Raw genomic sequence first — 15,677 nt, 5'->3', positions numbered from 1 at the left:
GTTTCCCATGCCCAAGGTTCAAATCATGTCTGTCATTGGCAGCGCCGTCCCCGCCCCACTCCGGGACCGCGGCTTGCTGGCCTGCTGGTATCTGGTGCAGGACGGCGTGACCATCAGCGGCCCGCTGACTTCCCTGCCCGCCGCCCAGGCCTTGTCGCAGCGCATCGGGCCCTACGTGCTCAGCGCCTAGGGCAGTTGTATCCGTGGCGTGCTTTCGACAAACAAGGCCCAACACGACATGAACAGCGCAGCGATCAGCGGCCCGATCACGAAGCCGTTCAACCCGAACACCGCCAGCCCGCCCAGGGTCGAGATGAGTACCATGTAATCGGGCATTTTGGTGTCCTTGCCCACCAGTATCGGACGCAGCAGGTTGTCCACCAGGCCAATCACGAACACCCCGAACAGCGTCAGCACCACGCCTTGCCAGATGGCCCCGGACAGCAGGAAATACACCGCCACCGGCGCCCAGACTATACCCGCCCCTACCGCAGGCAACAGTGACAGGAAGGCCATCAGCACGGCCCATGGCAACACCGTCTCGATCCCCAGAATCCAAAAGATCAGCCCGCCCAGTGCCCCTTGGGTGATAGCGACCAGCAGGTTGCCCTTCACCGTCGCTCGCACCACCCGATTGAATTTCAGTTGCAGGCGACGCTTCTGGTGCTCGGCCAGGGGAACCGCCGAACGCACCTTGCGCACCAATTCGGCACCATCGCGCAGAAAGAAAAACAGCAGATAGAGCATCACGAAGAAGCTGACCAGGAACTGGAACGTCCCTTGTCCGAAACTGAAGGCCTGGGTGGCGAAGAATTCGCTGCCCTGCATCGCGCTCTTGACGATCTTGTCCCGCAATCCATTCAAGTTGCCCAGGCCGAAGCGGTCCAGCAGATGCTGGAAGTACGGCGGCAAGGCATCCTTGAAGCGGGCCAGGTAATCGGCGATGTCCAGCTCGCCGCTTTCCAGGCTCTTGTAGAGCGCCGCGCCTTCTTGGACCAGCAGGGTGCTGATGACAATCACCGGCAAAATCGCGATGACCACGCAGACGCTCAAGGTGAGCAGCGAGGTGACGTTGCGGTGCCAGCCGAATTTCAATTGCAGGCGGCGCTGCATGGGCGCAAAGACGATACCGAGGATGACTGCCCAGAACACCGCGCCGTAGAACGGCAAGAGGATCCAGATGAAGGCGATGGTGACCAGCATCAACAGCAACATCTGGGATTTATTTTGCAGCATCTTTCGGTTCATCAGCTTTCCATGTCCAGGGGCGGGATATGTATTAGTCCGCCCGGACCCGCCGGAGTGCCGTCGCATCTGCATACGGTATTGATCCACGTCAATCTGGCCCGGCCCACCTTGGCGTACCCTCTGCGCTTTTGCGACCCCGACGCCACCATGACCTTCGCCGCCCCCGAACTGCTCGCTCCCGCCGGCACCCTGAAAAATATGCGTTATGCCTTCGCCTATGGCGCCGATGCGGTGTACGCCGGCCAACCGCGCTACAGCCTGCGGGTACGCAACAATGAATTCGACCACGCGAACCTGGCCCTGGGCATTCGCGAGGCCCAGGCAATGGGCAAGCGTTTCTACGTGGTGGTGAACATCGCGCCGCACAATGCCAAGTTGCGCACGTTCCTCAAGGACCTGGAGCCGGTGATCGCCATGGCGCCGGACGCATTGATCATGTCCGACCCGGGGCTGATCATGTTGGTGCGCCGGCATTTCCCGCAGATGCCGATCCACCTGTCGGTGCAAGCCAACACGGTGAACTGGGCGAGCGTCGAGTTCTGGCAGCAACAGGGTTTGAGCCGGATCATCCTGTCGCGAGAACTGTCCCTGGAGGAGATCGCCGAAATTCGCCAGCAGGTGCCCGCCATGGAGCTGGAAGTGTTCGTCCACGGCGCGCTGTGCATGGCCTATTCCGGACGCTGCCTGTTGTCCGGTTACCTGAACAAGCGCGACGCCAACCAGGGCAGTTGCACCAATGCCTGTCGCTGGAAGTATTCGGCGCAACCGGCAATGGAAAACGCCGTGGGCGACATCGTGCACACCTATCAACCCGAGCCGACCCTGGGCCTGGGCGCGCCCACCGAGCAAGTGTTCCTGCTTCAAGAGGCGAACCGCCCGGACGAGTCGATGCCGGCCTTCGAAGACGAACATGGCACCTACATCATGAATGCCAAGGACCTGCGCGCCGTCCAGCACGTAGAGCGCCTGGCCCGCATGGGCGTGCATTCACTGAAGATCGAAGGCCGGACCAAATCGCACTTCTATTGCGCACGCACCGCCCAGGTGTATCGCCGCGCCATCGATGACGCGGTGGCCGGTCGGGAATTTGACCGCACCCTGATGAACGACCTGGAGTCCCTGGCCCAGCGTGGCTACACCGAAGGTTTTCTAAGGCGCCACGTGCATGATGAATACCAGAACTACCAGAACGGCAGCTCGGTGTCGGAGCGCCAGCAGTTCGTCGGCGAACTGACCGGCGAACGGCGCGAACGCCTGGCCGAGGTGCGGGTCAAGAACCGTTTCGGCCTGGGGGATCATTTGGAACTGATGACGCCCAAGGGCAATTTCCATTTCGACCTGCATCAGTTGCAAAACGCCAAAGGCCAAGGCATCGAAGTGGCGCCGGGGGATGGGCATGTGGTGTATGTGCCGATTCCGGATGCGGTGGATTTGCAGTTTGGGTTGTTGATGCGGGATCTGAGCGGTTTGCCTGCCTGATCAGGGCAATGTGCCCGACTGAATTCGCGGAACGATTCGTCCAGCAGAAACTGCCGAAGGCTGCGATCCTCCACTCCCGATAGGGCCTGGTAGCCCAGGCGAAACATCTGGATCGAGAGCGAAAGATCGCAGCCTTCGGCAGCTCCTGCTGCGGCGGGATCAGATTCGGAACTGCCCCACCAGTTTGCCCAGGCGCTGGCCCAGGTCTGCCAGGCTGCGGGAGGTCTGGGCGCCAAGTTGGGTTTCGTCGGCAACGCTGTCCACCGCCACCGCGATCTGATGCACGCTGCGGTTGATTTCCTCGGCCACGGCGGTTTGCTCTTCAGCGGCGCTGGCGATCTGGGCGTTCATCGAATTGATGGTGCCGATCAGTTGCGCCATGGTGTCCAGGGACGCACCCGCTTCGTTGGCTCGCACCGAGGTGCCATCGCCGGCCTCGCTGGAACGGCGCATCGCTTCCACTGCCGCATGGGTGCCCGATTGCAAGCGGTCGATCATGCCCTGGATTTCCTGGGTGCTTTGCTGAGTCCGGCTGGCCAGGGCCCGCACTTCATCGGCCACCACGGCGAATCCACGCCCCGCTTCCCCGGCACGCGCAGCCTCGATGGCCGCGTTCAGCGCCAGCAGGTTGGTCTGCTCAGCAATCGAACGAATCACTCCAAGCACGCTGACAATCGAGGCCACGTCCTGCTGCAGGCTGTCCAGGGACACGCCGCTGCTGCGAATGTCGTTCACCAGCGCGTGAATCTGCTGGATGCTGCCGGCCACCACGCGCTTGGCGGACTGGCCTTCCTCGTCGGTCTGCTGGGCCGCGACGGCGGCGCCTTGGGCGCTGCGGGCCACTTCTTGTGCAGCCGAAGACATTTCGTTGATGGCGGTGGCGACCTGATCGGTTTCGTGTCGCTGGCGCTCCATGGCCTGCTCCGAGCGCTGGGCCTGTTCGGAAACTTGCGTCACCAGCCCGGTCAGTTGCGACGTCATGTCGGTAATCTGCCGCACCAGGCCGTGGATCTTGTCGACAAAGCGGTTGAACGAGCCGGCCAACTCACCGAGTTCGTCCTGGCTGGTGATCGCCAGGCGGCGCGTCAGGTCGCCCTCGCCCGCCGCGATGTCGTCGAGGTTGTCTTTCATCAGGTGCAGCGGCCGCAAGATTGTGTTGGCCAGCAACAGGCCCACGACCGCAATCACCAGCAATACCACGGCGGCGATACCGACAATACTGAGGATCACGCCTTGCACACGCTCGTGGACCTTGGCCTCCACCAATGCCACCTGGGCTTCGATGCCGTCCAGGTTGACCGAACTGCCGACCGCCATGTCCCACTTGGACAGGTATTCGGTGTAGCCGAGCTTGGGCACCAACTCCTGGCTATTGGGCAGTGGTGAGCTGTATTCCAGGTAATGCGTCCCGTCCTTGGCGACCTTCACCAGGTCGCGGTTGACGTAGACGCCGTTCGGGTCGCGGTTGTCCTTGAAGCTCTTGCCCACGCCGTCGGGGCTGTTGGCCTTGAACAGGCGCACGGTTTCGGAATCGTAGCCGAAGAAGTAGCCGTCCTTGCCGTAGCTGACACTCGACAGCAACTTGATCGCCTGGGCGCGCGCCTCGTTATCACCGGGGGCTGCGGCATCGTACAGCGGCTTGATGGCGGTGAGCCCCACCGCCACGTAGTTCTGCAGTGTGGCCTTGGCGTCGGCCAGCAGCCGTTCGCGGGTCTGCTGGACCTCATTGCGGGCTTGTTCCTTCAAGATGAAAGCGGTGGTCAGACTGATGATCACCGCGGACAACAATACGGGCAGTATTGCCAGGGACAGAACTTTAGCCTTCAGGCTCAGGCGCATGCTGTTCACTCTTGTTGGTTTTATGGCGTGGTTAACGGTATTAACGGCACGGCGCAGTAAAACTGTAGAGCAATGCCTAATTCAGCGGATCACAGGATTCAAAGGCCCCTTCGCGAGCAAGCCCGCTCCCACACAGGATCGCGGATGTTCACATATTCTGTGTTTACCGCAGATTCAGTGTGGGAGCGGGCTTGCTCGCGAAGGGCGCGACTCGGTCCGTGAGCCTTGTTGAAGCGTTACAAAACCATCGCCGCCACCCAACCAAATGCCAGCAGCGGCAGGTTGTAGTGGATGAAGGTCGGGACCACGGTGTCCCAGATGTGATGGTGCTGGCCATCGATGTTCAGGCCGGAGGTCGGGCCCAGGGTCGAGTCCGAGGCAGGCGAGCCGGCGTCGCCCAAGGCGCCAGCGGTGCCGACGATGCAGACGATCGCCAGCGGGCTGAAGCCCAGTTGCAGGCACAGCGGCACAAAAATGGTCGCCAGGATCGGCACCGTGGAGAACGACGAGCCGATGCCCATGGTCACCAGCAGTCCCACCAGCAGCATCATCAGCGCGCCGATGCCCTTGTTGTGGCCGATCCAGCCCGCCGAGGCTTCCACCAGGCTCTGGACTTCACCGGTGGCCTTCATCACTTCGGCGAACCCCGAGGCAGCGATCATGATGAAGCCGATCATTGCCATCATCTTCATGCCTTCGGTGAACAAATCGTCCGTTTCGCGCCAGCGCACCACTCCCGACAAGGAGAAAATCAGGAACCCGACCAGCGCGCCGATGATCATCGAATCCACCAGCAACTGGATCGCGAACGCGGCCGCCACGGCAACACCGGCCACCGTCAGGCTCAGCGGGTTGTAGCGCACCGCTACCTGCTCGACCCGGGCGATTTTCTTCATGTCATAGACGCGTTTCTTGCGATAGCTAAACAACGACAGCAGCAGGCCGAACACCATGCCCAGCGCGGGAATGCCCATGGCGTGGGTGACGTTGATGCCGCTGACGTCCACGCCGCTGCGGGAAATGTTGGCCAGCAGGATCTCATTGAGGAAGATGTTGCCGAAGCCCACCGGCAGGAACATGTAGGGCGTGATCAGGCCAAAGGTCATGACGCACGCGATCAGGCGGCGGTCCAGTTGCAGCTTGGTCAGCACATAGAGCAGCGGCGGCACCAGGAGCGGGATGAAAGCGATGTGGATCGGCAACACGTTCTGTGAGGCGACCGCGACCGTACCCAGCAGGCCGATCAGGACCCATTTGACCCCAGAACCACCGGCGGCGTCCTGGCGATCCACCAAGGCCAGGACCTTGTCTGCCAAGGCGTGGGCCATGCCCGACTTGGCAATCGCCACCGCGAACGCACCGAGCAAGGCGTAGGACAACGCCACCGTCGCACCGCCGCCAAGGCCGGCATTAAAGGCCTTGAGTGTCGCCTCGATCCCCAGGCCGCCGGTCAGGCCACCTACCAATGCGCCGATAATCAGGGCGATCACCACATGCACCCGGGACAGGCTGAGCACCAGCATGACGCCAACCGCGGCAATTACTGCATTTATCATCGTTACCTCAAAGCACAGCGATGGAAAGCCACCGGACAAAAAGGTCGCGACTTTGCAGCAAGCGGCGCCAGGCTGCAAGCGTCATGCGGCGGGTTTTAACGTCTCGCAATGTTTGCACCCATCACCGCCCGCTCCCACAGGGGGTTGGCGCAGGTTTCAGCGCTTGGGCAGTTCGATCACGACCTTCAACCCGCCCCACTCGCTGTCGTCCAACGCCAGCATCCCGCCCCAGCTGTCGACGATGTCCCGCACGATGCCCAGCCCCAGGCCGTGTCCATCGGTCTGCTCGTCCAGTCGGGTGCCGCGGCTGAACACTTGGTCGCGGCGATCCTTGGGAATGCCCGGGCCGTCGTCTTCCACGGCCAGGCTGAACCCTGCGGTTGTCTCGTTTACCGTCAGGCGCACCTCGGCGTCGGCCCATTTGCAGGCGTTGTCCAGCAGGTTGCCCAGCAGCTCCAGCAGATCCTCCCGGTCCCAAGGCAAATGCAAGCCTGGTGGGGCCACGTAGCTCAGTTGCAGGTGTTCGCCGTGGATCATGTTGAGCGTGGCCAGCAGCCCTGGCAGTTCGGCATCGCAATCCAGGTGCGCGCCGGGCAAGGCATCGCCGGACAGTCGGGCGCGGTTGAGTTCACGGTTCAGGCGCTGCCTGACTTGCTCCAACTGATCGAGCAACAGCTTGCGCAACTCGGGATAGGGGTCGAGCTTGGCATTGGACGCCAGGCTTTGCAGCACCGCCAGCGGAGTCTTCAGGGCATGGCCCAGGTTGCCCAGGGCATTGCGCGAACGCTTGAGGCTGTCTTCGGTGTGGGCCAGCAGGTGGTTGATCTGCGCCACCAGGGGCTCCAGCTCCCGCGGCACTTGTTCATCAAGTTGCGAACGCTGCCCGCGTTGCAACTGCGCGATCTGCTCCCGGGCGCGATCCAGCGGACGCAAGGCCCGGCGCACAGTGAGGCGTTGCAGCAGCAGGATCAACAGCAGCCCCGCCAACCCCAGGCCGAGGCCGACCTGCTGCATCCGCCGAAAGCTGTCACGCACCGGCGTGTAGTCCTGAGCCACGCTGATGGAAATCCCCTGGCCCAGTCGCCGATAGTCGGTACGCAACACCAGCAGTTTCTGGCCCTCGGGCCCCAGTTGCAGGTTGCTGTGCAGGCCTGGATGGTCGAGCCGGGGCAGTTCCTGGTCCCACAGCGAGCGGGAACGCCAATGCACATCAGCGAAGTCGATGCGGAAATAATGCCCGGAAAACGGCCGTTGATAGGCTGGCGACAAGCGCCGCTCATCCAGTTGCAAACCCTGTGGCCCGCGCACCAGGGCAACCAGCAGGTTTTCACTGTCGTTACGCAGCCCGGCTTCCAGGTAGCGCTGCAAGCCCAGCTCGAACAGCCACAAACTGGTTTGCGCCAGAACCAGGCCGACCACCACCATGACACCGATCAGGCCCAGGCTCAGGCGCCGCTGGATCGATCTCACTGCGCCTGCCCGCCGAACAGGTAGCCCTGGCCGCGACGGGTTTCGATGACGCTGCGCCCCAGTTTGCGCCGCAGGTGATTGACGTGGACTTCGAGAACGTTGGAGTCGCGCTCGGTTTCACCGTCATACAGATGTTCGGCGAGGTGGCTCTTGGACAGGATTTGCTCGGGGTGGAGCATGAAGTAGCGCAGCAGCCGGAACTCGGCGGCGGTCAGCTGGATGTCCGTGCCGTCGCGAACCACGCATTGGCGGCCCTCATCCAGATGCAGCCCGGCCGACTGGAGCGTCGGTTGGTTGACCTGGCCATGGGAGCGGCGCAACAACGCCTGGACCCGCAAGTGCAGCTCCTCGGGGTGAAAGGGTTTGGTCAGGTAATCGTCGGCACCGGCCTTGAGACCCTCGATCCGCTCGGCCCAGGATCCGCGCGCGGTGAGAATCAGCACCGGGGTCGCCAGGCCGCCGGCACGCCATTGGGCCAGCACCTCAAGCCCCGGCACACCCGGCAGGCCGAGATCGAGAATGATCAGGTCGTAAGGCTCGCTGCTGCCCTGGTACACCGCGTCGCGACCATCGGCGAGCCAATCGACGGCGTAGCCCTGTCGTGTCAGCCCGGCCATCAGTTCGTCGGCCAGGGGAACGTGATCTTCCACCAGAAGCAGGCGCATCAGTCTTCCTTATCTTTGAGTAAACGGCCGGTCGCGGCCTCCAGGTCCAGTTCGCGCACGACGCCGTCGGTGTCCAGCAGTTCGACCTCATAAATGTAGACACCGTGCTTTTCTTCCAGCTCGGCCTCCAGCAGCTTGGCGCCGGGATGCAGGTCCAGCGCCTGCTGCAGCAACTGCTCCAGCGGCAGGATCACGCCCTGCTGGCGCAGTTGCAGGGCTTCGTCCTGATCCAGGTCGCGGGCCAGGGCCAGCGAACAAAATCCCAGCAGCACCAGCGCCCAGCGGCAACGGGCGCATCGATTAAGCTTCATTACGTATCCTGATGATTCTTGAGCACCTTGCCGGTGACGGCGTCTACTTCCACGTCCCAGTCGATGCCCTGGGTATCGCGCAGGTCCACTTGATAGATGTACTTGCCGTATTCTTCGTCCAGCTCGGTATCGGTCAAGGTGGCGCCCGGGTGCTCGGCCAAGGCCGCGGCGTTGAGTTTTTCGTAGGACAGGATGGTACCAGCGTCTTGCAGTTTGCGGGCTTCGTCCTCGTTGAGGTCCCTGGCGTGCGCCGCGCCAGTACCGATGACCATGAGCGTCGCGATGAATAAGGCAGTCAGGCGGTTCATGGGTTATCTCCTTTTTATAGTCTTCAGCGGTGGACTGTATCGGGATCAACTTAACTGAAACTGAATTGCCATCATGGAACCCACATCAATGTGTGGACTTTAGTGGGAGCGGGCTTGCTCGCGAAAGCGGTGGGACAGCTTGCATCGAGGCAGGATGTGCTGACGCCTTCGCGAGCAAGCCCGCTCCCACAGAAAAGCAGTGTCGCTATAATCTTTCGCTTGTATGCATTCGAGACCGGTATGACCGCCATTCACATCAAGTTTCCCGCCCTCACCCTCAAGGCCGGGGCCCGTGCGTTCGCGCGAATTCGCCAGGCTGGCCTGAGCGCCGCCGACGTCGGAATCCTGCCGGGTGCCGCCGGTGGTCCAAAGGCTCTCGGCATCCAAGGCCTGGATTTGGCGCTGTTCGGCGAATGGCTGCCCGCCGAGCCCCGGGAGCGCTCGCTGATCGGGGCTTCGGTGGGCTCCTGGCGCTTCGCCAGCGCCTGCCTGCCGGATGCCGCCGAAGGCCTCCGCCGCCTGGGCACTTTATACAACGAGCAAAGCTTCGCCAAAGGCGTGACCATGGCCGGGGTCACACAAAGCTCGCAACGCATGCTCGATGATTTGCTCGAGGGCCGCGACACTTCGATCCTCGCCAACCCGCATTACCGGCTCAATATCATGGTGGTCAAGAGCCACGGTTTGCTGGCCCTCGATCATCGCGGGCGGCTGGGCCTGGGGTTGTCTTCGGTGATCGCCGACAACCTGCGGGGCCGTGCGCGGCTGTCGCGGCACTTCGAACGGCTGATCATCCATGACCCGCGCCTGGCCCCGCCGCTGCATCCGTTGAACGATTTTCCGTCCCGTTTCGTTGCCTTGGACGCCGGCAACTTGCGCCAGGCCCTGCTGGCATCGGGCTCGATCCCGATGGTGATGGAAGGCGTGCGCGACCTGCCGGGCGCCGGTGCCGGCACCTACCGCGACGGCGGTTTGCTCGACTACCACCTTGACCTGCCCTACAGCGGCGACGGCATCGTGCTATACCCGCATTTTACCGACCGAGTCATCCCCGGCTGGTTCGACAAAGGTTTGCCATGGCGCCGGGGTGATGCCGAACGCTTGCAAGACGTGCTGTTGCTGGCGCCGTCCCGTGAATACCTGGCACGCCTGCCCTTCGGCAAGCTGCCGGACCGCAACGACTTCAAGCGCTTCATGGGCGATGACCCAAGCCGCCGCAAATACTGGCGCACGGCGATGGACGAAAGCCGCCGGCTCGGCGACGAGTTCCTCGAACTGACGGCCAACGGTGCGCTGGGCGAGCGTTTGCTGACCCTTTAGTCAGCACGGTCGCGCAACGCAGGGTTCAAACTGATAAACTCCGCCGCCTGCCTCGCGACCGCTACCTTAAAGAGCCCGAACCTGTGGAAATTTTCAAAGAATTCACCTTCGAATCCGCCCATCGCCTGCCCCACGTGCCGGACGGCCACAAATGCGGCCGCCTGCACGGTCACTCCTTCAAGGTGGCGATCCATTTGAGCGGCGACCTTGACCCGCATACTGGCTGGATTCGTGACTTCTCGGAGATCAAGGCGATCTTCAAGCCGCTCTACGAGCGCCTGGACCACAACTACCTCAACGACATTCCTGGCCTGGAGAATCCTACCAGCGAAGTACTGGCCAAGTGGATCTGGAATGAGTTGAAGCCGTTGCTGCCTGAACTCAGCGCCATTCGCATCCATGAAACATGCACCAGCGGCTGCATCTATCACGGCGAGTAACCACTGTCCTTGCGGCAAGTAGGCTCCCGTGGCGAGGGAGCTTGCTCCCGCTGGGCTGCGCAGCAGCCCCAACAGCAGCGGCTCGATTCAACCCGCCACACCGCCATCTCAGGCTTGAGGGCCGCTTCGCGCCCCAGCGGGAGCAAGCTCCCTCGCCACGATTGTGTTTTTCCAACTCCATTGCATTGGCCTATGCTCCGTCCTCTGAACCCTTCTCAGTGGAGCGTCGAACATGACCAACTGGCCGCTGGATCAGCGATACGACTTCAACGGACACCCCATCCGCTACGCCATCCACGGCGATGGCCCGCCGCTGGTGTTCGTCCACGGCACGCCCTTCTCATCCTACGTGTGGCACCGGATCGCCCCGCTGTTCTTCGCCACCCACAAGGTGCATTACTTCGACCTGCTGGGTTACGGCCAGTCCGCGCAGCCCGATGCCGACGTGTCCCTCGGCGTGCAAAACCAGCTGCTCGCGCAACTGCTGGAACACTGGGGCCTGGACTGCCCCGATGTGGTGGCCCATGACTTCGGCGGCGCCACCGCACTGCGCACGCACCTGCTCAATGGCAAGGACTACCGCAGCCTGACGCTGATCGACCCGGTGGCGCTGTCGCCCTGGGGTTCACCTTTTGTGCAGCACGTACGCCAGCATGAAGCGGCCTTCAGCGGCCTGCCCGATTACATTCAGCGAGCCATCGTGCCGACTTATATCCGCGGCGCGATCAAGCGGGACATCCCCGACACGGAACTGGCGCCCTACGTGCAGCCATGGCTTGGCGAGACAGGCCAGGCGGCGCTCTACCGGCAGATTGCACAGATGGACGAGCGTTATACCCACGAGGTCGAAGGGCTGTACCCGAAGGTACGCTGCCCGACCCAGATACTTTGGGGCGAGGATGACCAGTGGATCCCCATCGAGCGCGGCCGGGCCTTGCACAAACTGATTCCAGGCGCGCTATTCCAGCCGATCCCGAATGCCGGGCACCTGGTTCAGGAAGACGCGCCGGAGGCGATCGTGGCGGCGCTGTTGCGGTTCCTGCCGTTGAACTCTTGCACCTGAAGAAACCGTATCTCTGTGGGAGCGAGCTTGCTCGCGAAGGGGGTGTGTCAGCCAACATATTTCTACCTGACTCACCGCTTTCGCGAGCAAGCCCGCTCCCACAAGGGACCTCCATGCGCAATGCAAACGCTGTCCCAACTTGAATCACGCCCGCACCGTTTTCGCCCCTTCGCCCAACTAAAATCCAACGATTGTCTATAAATAACCTCGCGTTCACTCGCTTGGCACGGCCACTGCACGCTTGCGATATCCCTCCCATCCGCAAGGACCGCCACATGACTCAGAACGATCCGGGCAATGACTACCCCTTGAGCGAAGTCCCGATGCATGCGCGAAAAGGCCTGGCCTCCACGGCCATGGTGCTGCTGGGTTTCACCTTTTTCACCGCGACGATGTTTGCCGGAGGCAAGCTCGGGGTGGCGTTCGGTTTTGCCCAGATGCTCACCGTGATCGTGGTCGGCAATCTGCTGCTGGGCCTCTATGCCGCCGGCTTGGGCTATATCGCCTTCAAGAGTGGGCTCAATTCGGTGCTGACGGGCCGTTTCTGTTTCGGCGAGGTGGGCAGCAAGCTCAGTGACTTGATCCTGGGTTTCACCCAGATCGGCTGGTACGCCTGGGGCACCGCGACCGCCGCGGTGGTGCTGGGCAAATATTTCGAACTGGACCAGGGCACCGTGCTGGGCTTGATGGTGCTGTTCGGCCTGGGCTTCTGCGCGACGGCCTACGTGGGTTATCGCGGCTTGGAAATCCTTTCGTATATCGCTGTGCCGGCGATGATGTTGCTGCTGATGCTGTCGATGTGGGTGGCGACGGTGAAGGTCGGTGGGCTCGATGGTTTGCTGGCCGTGGTGCCGACGGGCAGCCTCGACTGGTCCACCGCCATCACACTGGTGTTCGGCACCTTCGTCAGCGGCGCGACCCAGGCGACCAATTGGACGCGCTTCTCCCGCTCGGCGAAGGTCGCGGTCCTGGCGAGCCTGATCGGCTTCTTTCTCGGCAACGGCTTGATGGTGCTGATCGGCGCCTACGGGGCGATCGTCTATCAGCAGCCGGACGTGGTCGAAGTGCTGCTCTTGCAGGGCTTCGCCATGGCGGCGATGGCGATGCTGTTGCTCAATATCTGGAGCACCCAGGACAACACCATCTACAACTTCGCCGTGGCCGGTTGCAACCTGCTGCGCACTCGCCGGCGCAAAACCGTGACCCTGGGCGGCGCGGTGATCGGCACGCTACTGGCCTTGCTGGGCATGTACGATTTGCTGGTGCCCTACCTGATTCTGTTGGGCACGGTGATCCCGCCGATTGGCGGCGTGATCATGGCCGATTTCTTCTTCCGCTGGCGCGGTCGCTATCCGCGCCTGGCTGACGCGCAACTTCCGGCGTTCAACTGGCCGGGGCTGCTGGCCTATGGGGTGGGTACGGTCGCCGCGTTCAACTCGCCGTGGGTCGCGCCACTGGTAGGAATCGCCACCGGCGCGCTAACGTATGTGCTACTGATCGGCGTAATGGGTACTCGCACCGCTGACGCGCCCCTACAAGACCTATAAAGGATTGACCTGATGCATATCATCAACGCCCGCCTGCGCAACCGTGAAGGCTTGCATGAACTGCACCTGGAAAACGGCCTGATCGCCAGCATCGCCCGCCAGACCGAGGCGCCAAGCCTTGGCCCGGAAGACCTCGATGCCGGCGGCAACCTGGTGGTGCCACCCTTCGTCGAGCCGCACATCCACCTGGACGCGACCCTCACCGCCGGCGAGCCGCGCTGGAACATGAGCGGCACACTGTTCGAAGGCATCGAGTGCTGGGGCGAACGCAAGGCCACCATCACCGAGGAAGACACCAGGACCCGCGCCGGGAAAACCATCCAGGCCCTCGCCGCCCATGGCATCCAGCACGTACGCACCCACGTCGACGTGACCGATCCCGAGCTCACGGCCCTCAAGGCGATGCTGCAAGTACGCGAGGAAAGCCGCCACCTGATCGACATGCAGATCGTCGCCTTCCCTCAGGAGGGCATCGAGTCCTACCGCAATGGCCGCGAGCTGATGGAAGAAGCGATCCGCATGGGCGCTGACGTGGTGGGCGGCATCCCGCACTTCGAATACACCCGCGACCAAGGCGTCAGTTCAGTGAAATTCCTCATGGACCTGGCCGAACGCACCGGCTGCCTGGTGGATGTGCACTGCGACGAAACCGACGATCCGCATTCGCGCTTTCTTGAAGTCCTTGCCGAAGAGGCCCGCAGCCGAGACATGGGCTCGCGCGTTACCGCCAGCCACACCACGGCCATGGGATCCTACGACAACGCCTATTGCGCCAAGCTGTTCCGCCTGCTCGGACACTCGGGCATCAGCTTCGTCTCGTGCCCGACCGAAAGCATTCATCTGCAGGGGCGCTTTGACAACTTCCCGAAACGCCGCGGCGTCACTCGGGTCAATGAGCTGCTCGAGGCTGGAATGAACGTGTGCTTCGGCCAGGATTCCATTGTCGACCCGTGGTATCCGCTGGGCAACGGCAACATCCTGCGGGTGCTGGAAGCCGGTCTGCACATCTGCCATATGCTCGGCTACCGCAACCTGCAAAGCGCCCTCGACCTGGTTACTGACAACAGCGCCAAGGCCATGGCCCTGGGTGAGCGCTACGGCCTGGAACCAGGGCGCCCGGCGAACCTGCTGATCCTCTCGGCCGACAGCGACTATGAAGTGATCCGCAGCCAGGGCTTGCCGCTCTACTCGATTCGCAACGGCGAAGTGCTGATGAAACGACAGATGCCCGTGGTGGAATTCGCCCCGCAGCTAGGCTGACCCCCACCAACCTGTGGGAGCGAGCTTGCTCGCGATGAGGCCATCGGCCGTGTCGCTGGACGTGCAGATTTTCTACGGTGCGGTTCGCGCTGTTCCGAAGAGCCTGACCCGCCTCAGTTCGCCAGCCTCTTCTTCCAGCAGAATCGGCGCGGTGCCGCCAGGCATCACCACGCTCACTGGCCCCGCCTTCACCCAGCCCACCTGCCATGCAGCGCAGGCCACGGCGCTGGCGCTGGTGCCCGATGAGGCGGTGGGACCTTCGCCCCGTTCGAATACCCGAGCGGCGATTCGCCCTTCGACTTCGCGCCAGGCCCATTGCAGGTTCACCCCCATCGGGCACGGAATTCCAGATCCACCGGGCGCGGCAAAGGCGATGCGCGTCAGGCTTTGGGACAGCGCGGCGGCAAGCATCTGCGGATGACTCGGCAGCGCCTCGGCACGCGCCACCAGCGTCACGCAATGTGGATTGCCAATGTTCACGAACTGGCTGTTGTCCCACGCCGGATTCAATGCTTGCAACGCAGCCACGCGACTGACGTCCCGTTGATTGAAGGTCACGCTTTCCACGTCCTGGGCGCCAACCGCTTGGGCCCCAAACAACGGTCGCCCCAGGTCCAGCCAAAAACCCTGCACCCCCTCGAACCCAGCGGCACGCACCGACGTTTGCAGCGGTGAGCGACCTTGTGGATTGTCGTGATGAACTTGCAGCACACAATCCTCCTCACCCGGCATCAAGCCTTGCTCATGCAGGGCCTGGGAGAAAATCGTCAGGCCGTTGCCGCTGCGCTCGGCCAGGGTGCCGTCGGTGTTGACGATCAACAGGTCAAAGGGTGGCTCGTTCTGGAACGGCCCGATCAACAGACCGTCGCTGCGATGGGCCTTGGCGCCCGGCGGTGCTTCGCCCGGTGCCCAGGCACAGAAGGCATGCACCGCAGCCGTCGCCCAGGATTGACGCGTTTGCGCAGCCAGGGCCGCCGAGTGCGGCAGATCCACCCCATCGGCACGGGCCTGCTGCGGTGAGACGACCCCATAGATATTGCCGCGTGCGTCGTAAAACTGCGTCATCGACCAAACCCTGAATCTGCCAGCAAGGGCCGCTACTTTAGGCTGGCAGAAGCTGCTGGGCAAAGCTTGCTCGCGCCTCCTGAAAGGCGTCGGCACCTTGGGGTCG

15 protein-coding genes and 1 pseudogene are annotated in these 15,677 nt (G+C 62.7%); 7 read left to right on the top strand and 9 right to left on the bottom strand.

Annotated features, from left to right (window positions below):
• Window positions 1-7: 7 nt before the first annotated feature.
• Complete coding sequence (locus tag AD663_RS08300) at window positions 8-190, top strand: hypothetical protein (RefSeq protein WP_003179717.1); 183 nt, start codon at window positions 8-10, stop codon at window positions 188-190.
• On the opposite strand, the gene AD663_RS08295 is transcribed toward AD663_RS08300, so the two are convergent.
• Window positions 187-1,248, bottom strand: a complete 1,062-nt coding sequence (locus AD663_RS08295; RefSeq protein ID WP_003179715.1) for an AI-2E family transporter — start codon at window positions 1,246-1,248, stop codon at window positions 187-189. The genes AD663_RS08300 and AD663_RS08295 overlap by 4 nt on opposite strands.
• A 147-nt stretch (window positions 1,249-1,395) precedes the next feature.
• Between AD663_RS08295 and yegQ the strand changes: the two genes are divergently transcribed.
• The gene (yegQ, locus tag AD663_RS08290) at window positions 1,396-2,727 is read left to right on the top strand and encodes a tRNA 5-hydroxyuridine modification protein YegQ (protein WP_053213586.1); all 1,332 of its coding nucleotides are present in this window, start codon (window positions 1,396-1,398) and stop codon (window positions 2,725-2,727) included.
• Between the two features lie 159 nt (window positions 2,728-2,886).
• Here yegQ and AD663_RS29575 read toward each other — a convergent pair whose 3' ends face one another.
• The 7 genes and pseudogenes from AD663_RS29575 to AD663_RS08260 form a co-directional block, all read right to left on the bottom strand.
• Window positions 2,887-3,642, bottom strand: coding sequence for a methyl-accepting chemotaxis protein (locus AD663_RS29575; protein WP_371261168.1), 756 nt, complete (start codon window positions 3,640-3,642; stop codon window positions 2,887-2,889).
• A 102-nt stretch (window positions 3,643-3,744) separates the two neighbouring features.
• Window positions 3,745-4,566, bottom strand: a pseudogene (locus AD663_RS29570) (cache domain-containing protein); the annotation flags it as partial.
• 236 nt (window positions 4,567-4,802) lie between these two features.
• A complete protein-coding gene (locus tag AD663_RS08280; RefSeq protein ID WP_172680593.1) occupies window positions 4,803-6,119 on the bottom strand; it encodes a Na+/H+ antiporter family protein in 1,317 nt (438 codons plus the stop codon).
• Between the two features lie 159 nt (window positions 6,120-6,278).
• The gene (locus tag AD663_RS08275; RefSeq protein WP_003179707.1) at window positions 6,279-7,592 is read right to left on the bottom strand and encodes a sensor histidine kinase; all 1,314 of its coding nucleotides are present in this window, start codon (window positions 7,590-7,592) and stop codon (window positions 6,279-6,281) included.
• Complete coding sequence (locus AD663_RS08270) at window positions 7,589-8,257, bottom strand: response regulator transcription factor (protein WP_053213554.1); 669 nt, start codon at window positions 8,255-8,257, stop codon at window positions 7,589-7,591. Before AD663_RS08270 ends, AD663_RS08275 begins: the two co-directional genes overlap by 4 nt.
• Window positions 8,257-8,568 carry a PepSY domain-containing protein gene (locus tag AD663_RS08265; RefSeq protein ID WP_003179702.1) on the bottom strand — a complete coding sequence of 104 codons (312 nt, stop codon included), beginning with the start codon at window positions 8,566-8,568 and terminating at the stop codon, window positions 8,257-8,259. The genes AD663_RS08270 and AD663_RS08265 overlap by 1 nt, the downstream gene beginning before the upstream one ends.
• A complete protein-coding gene (locus AD663_RS08260) occupies window positions 8,568-8,876 on the bottom strand; it encodes a PepSY domain-containing protein (RefSeq protein WP_003179700.1) in 309 nt (102 codons plus the stop codon). Before AD663_RS08260 ends, AD663_RS08265 begins: the two co-directional genes overlap by 1 nt.
• Before the next feature lie 240 nt (window positions 8,877-9,116).
• On the opposite strand from AD663_RS08260, the gene AD663_RS08255 reads away from it, so the two are divergent.
• From AD663_RS08255 to codA, 5 genes are all read left to right on the top strand, one after another.
• Complete coding sequence (locus AD663_RS08255; protein ID WP_053213553.1) at window positions 9,117-10,196, top strand: patatin-like phospholipase family protein; 1,080 nt, start codon at window positions 9,117-9,119, stop codon at window positions 10,194-10,196.
• 83 nt (window positions 10,197-10,279) lie between these two features.
• Entirely contained in the window at window positions 10,280-10,636 is a 357-nt protein-coding gene (queD, locus tag AD663_RS08250; protein WP_003179697.1) for a 6-carboxytetrahydropterin synthase QueD, read from the top strand.
• A 232-nt stretch (window positions 10,637-10,868) separates the two neighbouring features.
• Window positions 10,869-11,699 (top strand): alpha/beta fold hydrolase, encoded by an 831-nt coding sequence (locus AD663_RS08245; protein WP_053213552.1) that lies wholly within the window; start codon window positions 10,869-10,871, stop codon window positions 11,697-11,699.
• A 275-nt stretch (window positions 11,700-11,974) separates the two neighbouring features.
• Window positions 11,975-13,246 carry a cytosine permease gene (gene codB, locus AD663_RS08240; RefSeq protein ID WP_053213551.1) on the top strand — a complete coding sequence of 424 codons (1,272 nt, stop codon included), beginning with the start codon at window positions 11,975-11,977 and terminating at the stop codon, window positions 13,244-13,246.
• Between the two features lie 12 nt (window positions 13,247-13,258).
• Window positions 13,259-14,506 (top strand): cytosine deaminase, encoded by a 1,248-nt coding sequence (gene codA / locus AD663_RS08235; protein ID WP_003179693.1) that lies wholly within the window; start codon window positions 13,259-13,261, stop codon window positions 14,504-14,506.
• 72 nt (window positions 14,507-14,578) lie between these two features.
• Here codA and AD663_RS08230 read toward each other — a convergent pair whose 3' ends face one another.
• Window positions 14,579-15,571 (bottom strand): DeoR family transcriptional regulator, encoded by a 993-nt coding sequence (locus tag AD663_RS08230; RefSeq protein ID WP_053213550.1) that lies wholly within the window; start codon window positions 15,569-15,571, stop codon window positions 14,579-14,581.
• Between the last annotated feature and the right edge of the window lie 106 nt (window positions 15,572-15,677).

It is taken from the genome of Pseudomonas sp. Q12-87, from assembly GCF_001269755.1.
Lineage (GTDB): Bacteria > Pseudomonadota > Gammaproteobacteria > Pseudomonadales > Pseudomonadaceae > Aquipseudomonas > Aquipseudomonas fluorescens_S.
The sequence above is the reverse complement of the archived record's forward strand: the minus strand, read 5'-3'. Positions and strand labels throughout refer to the sequence as shown.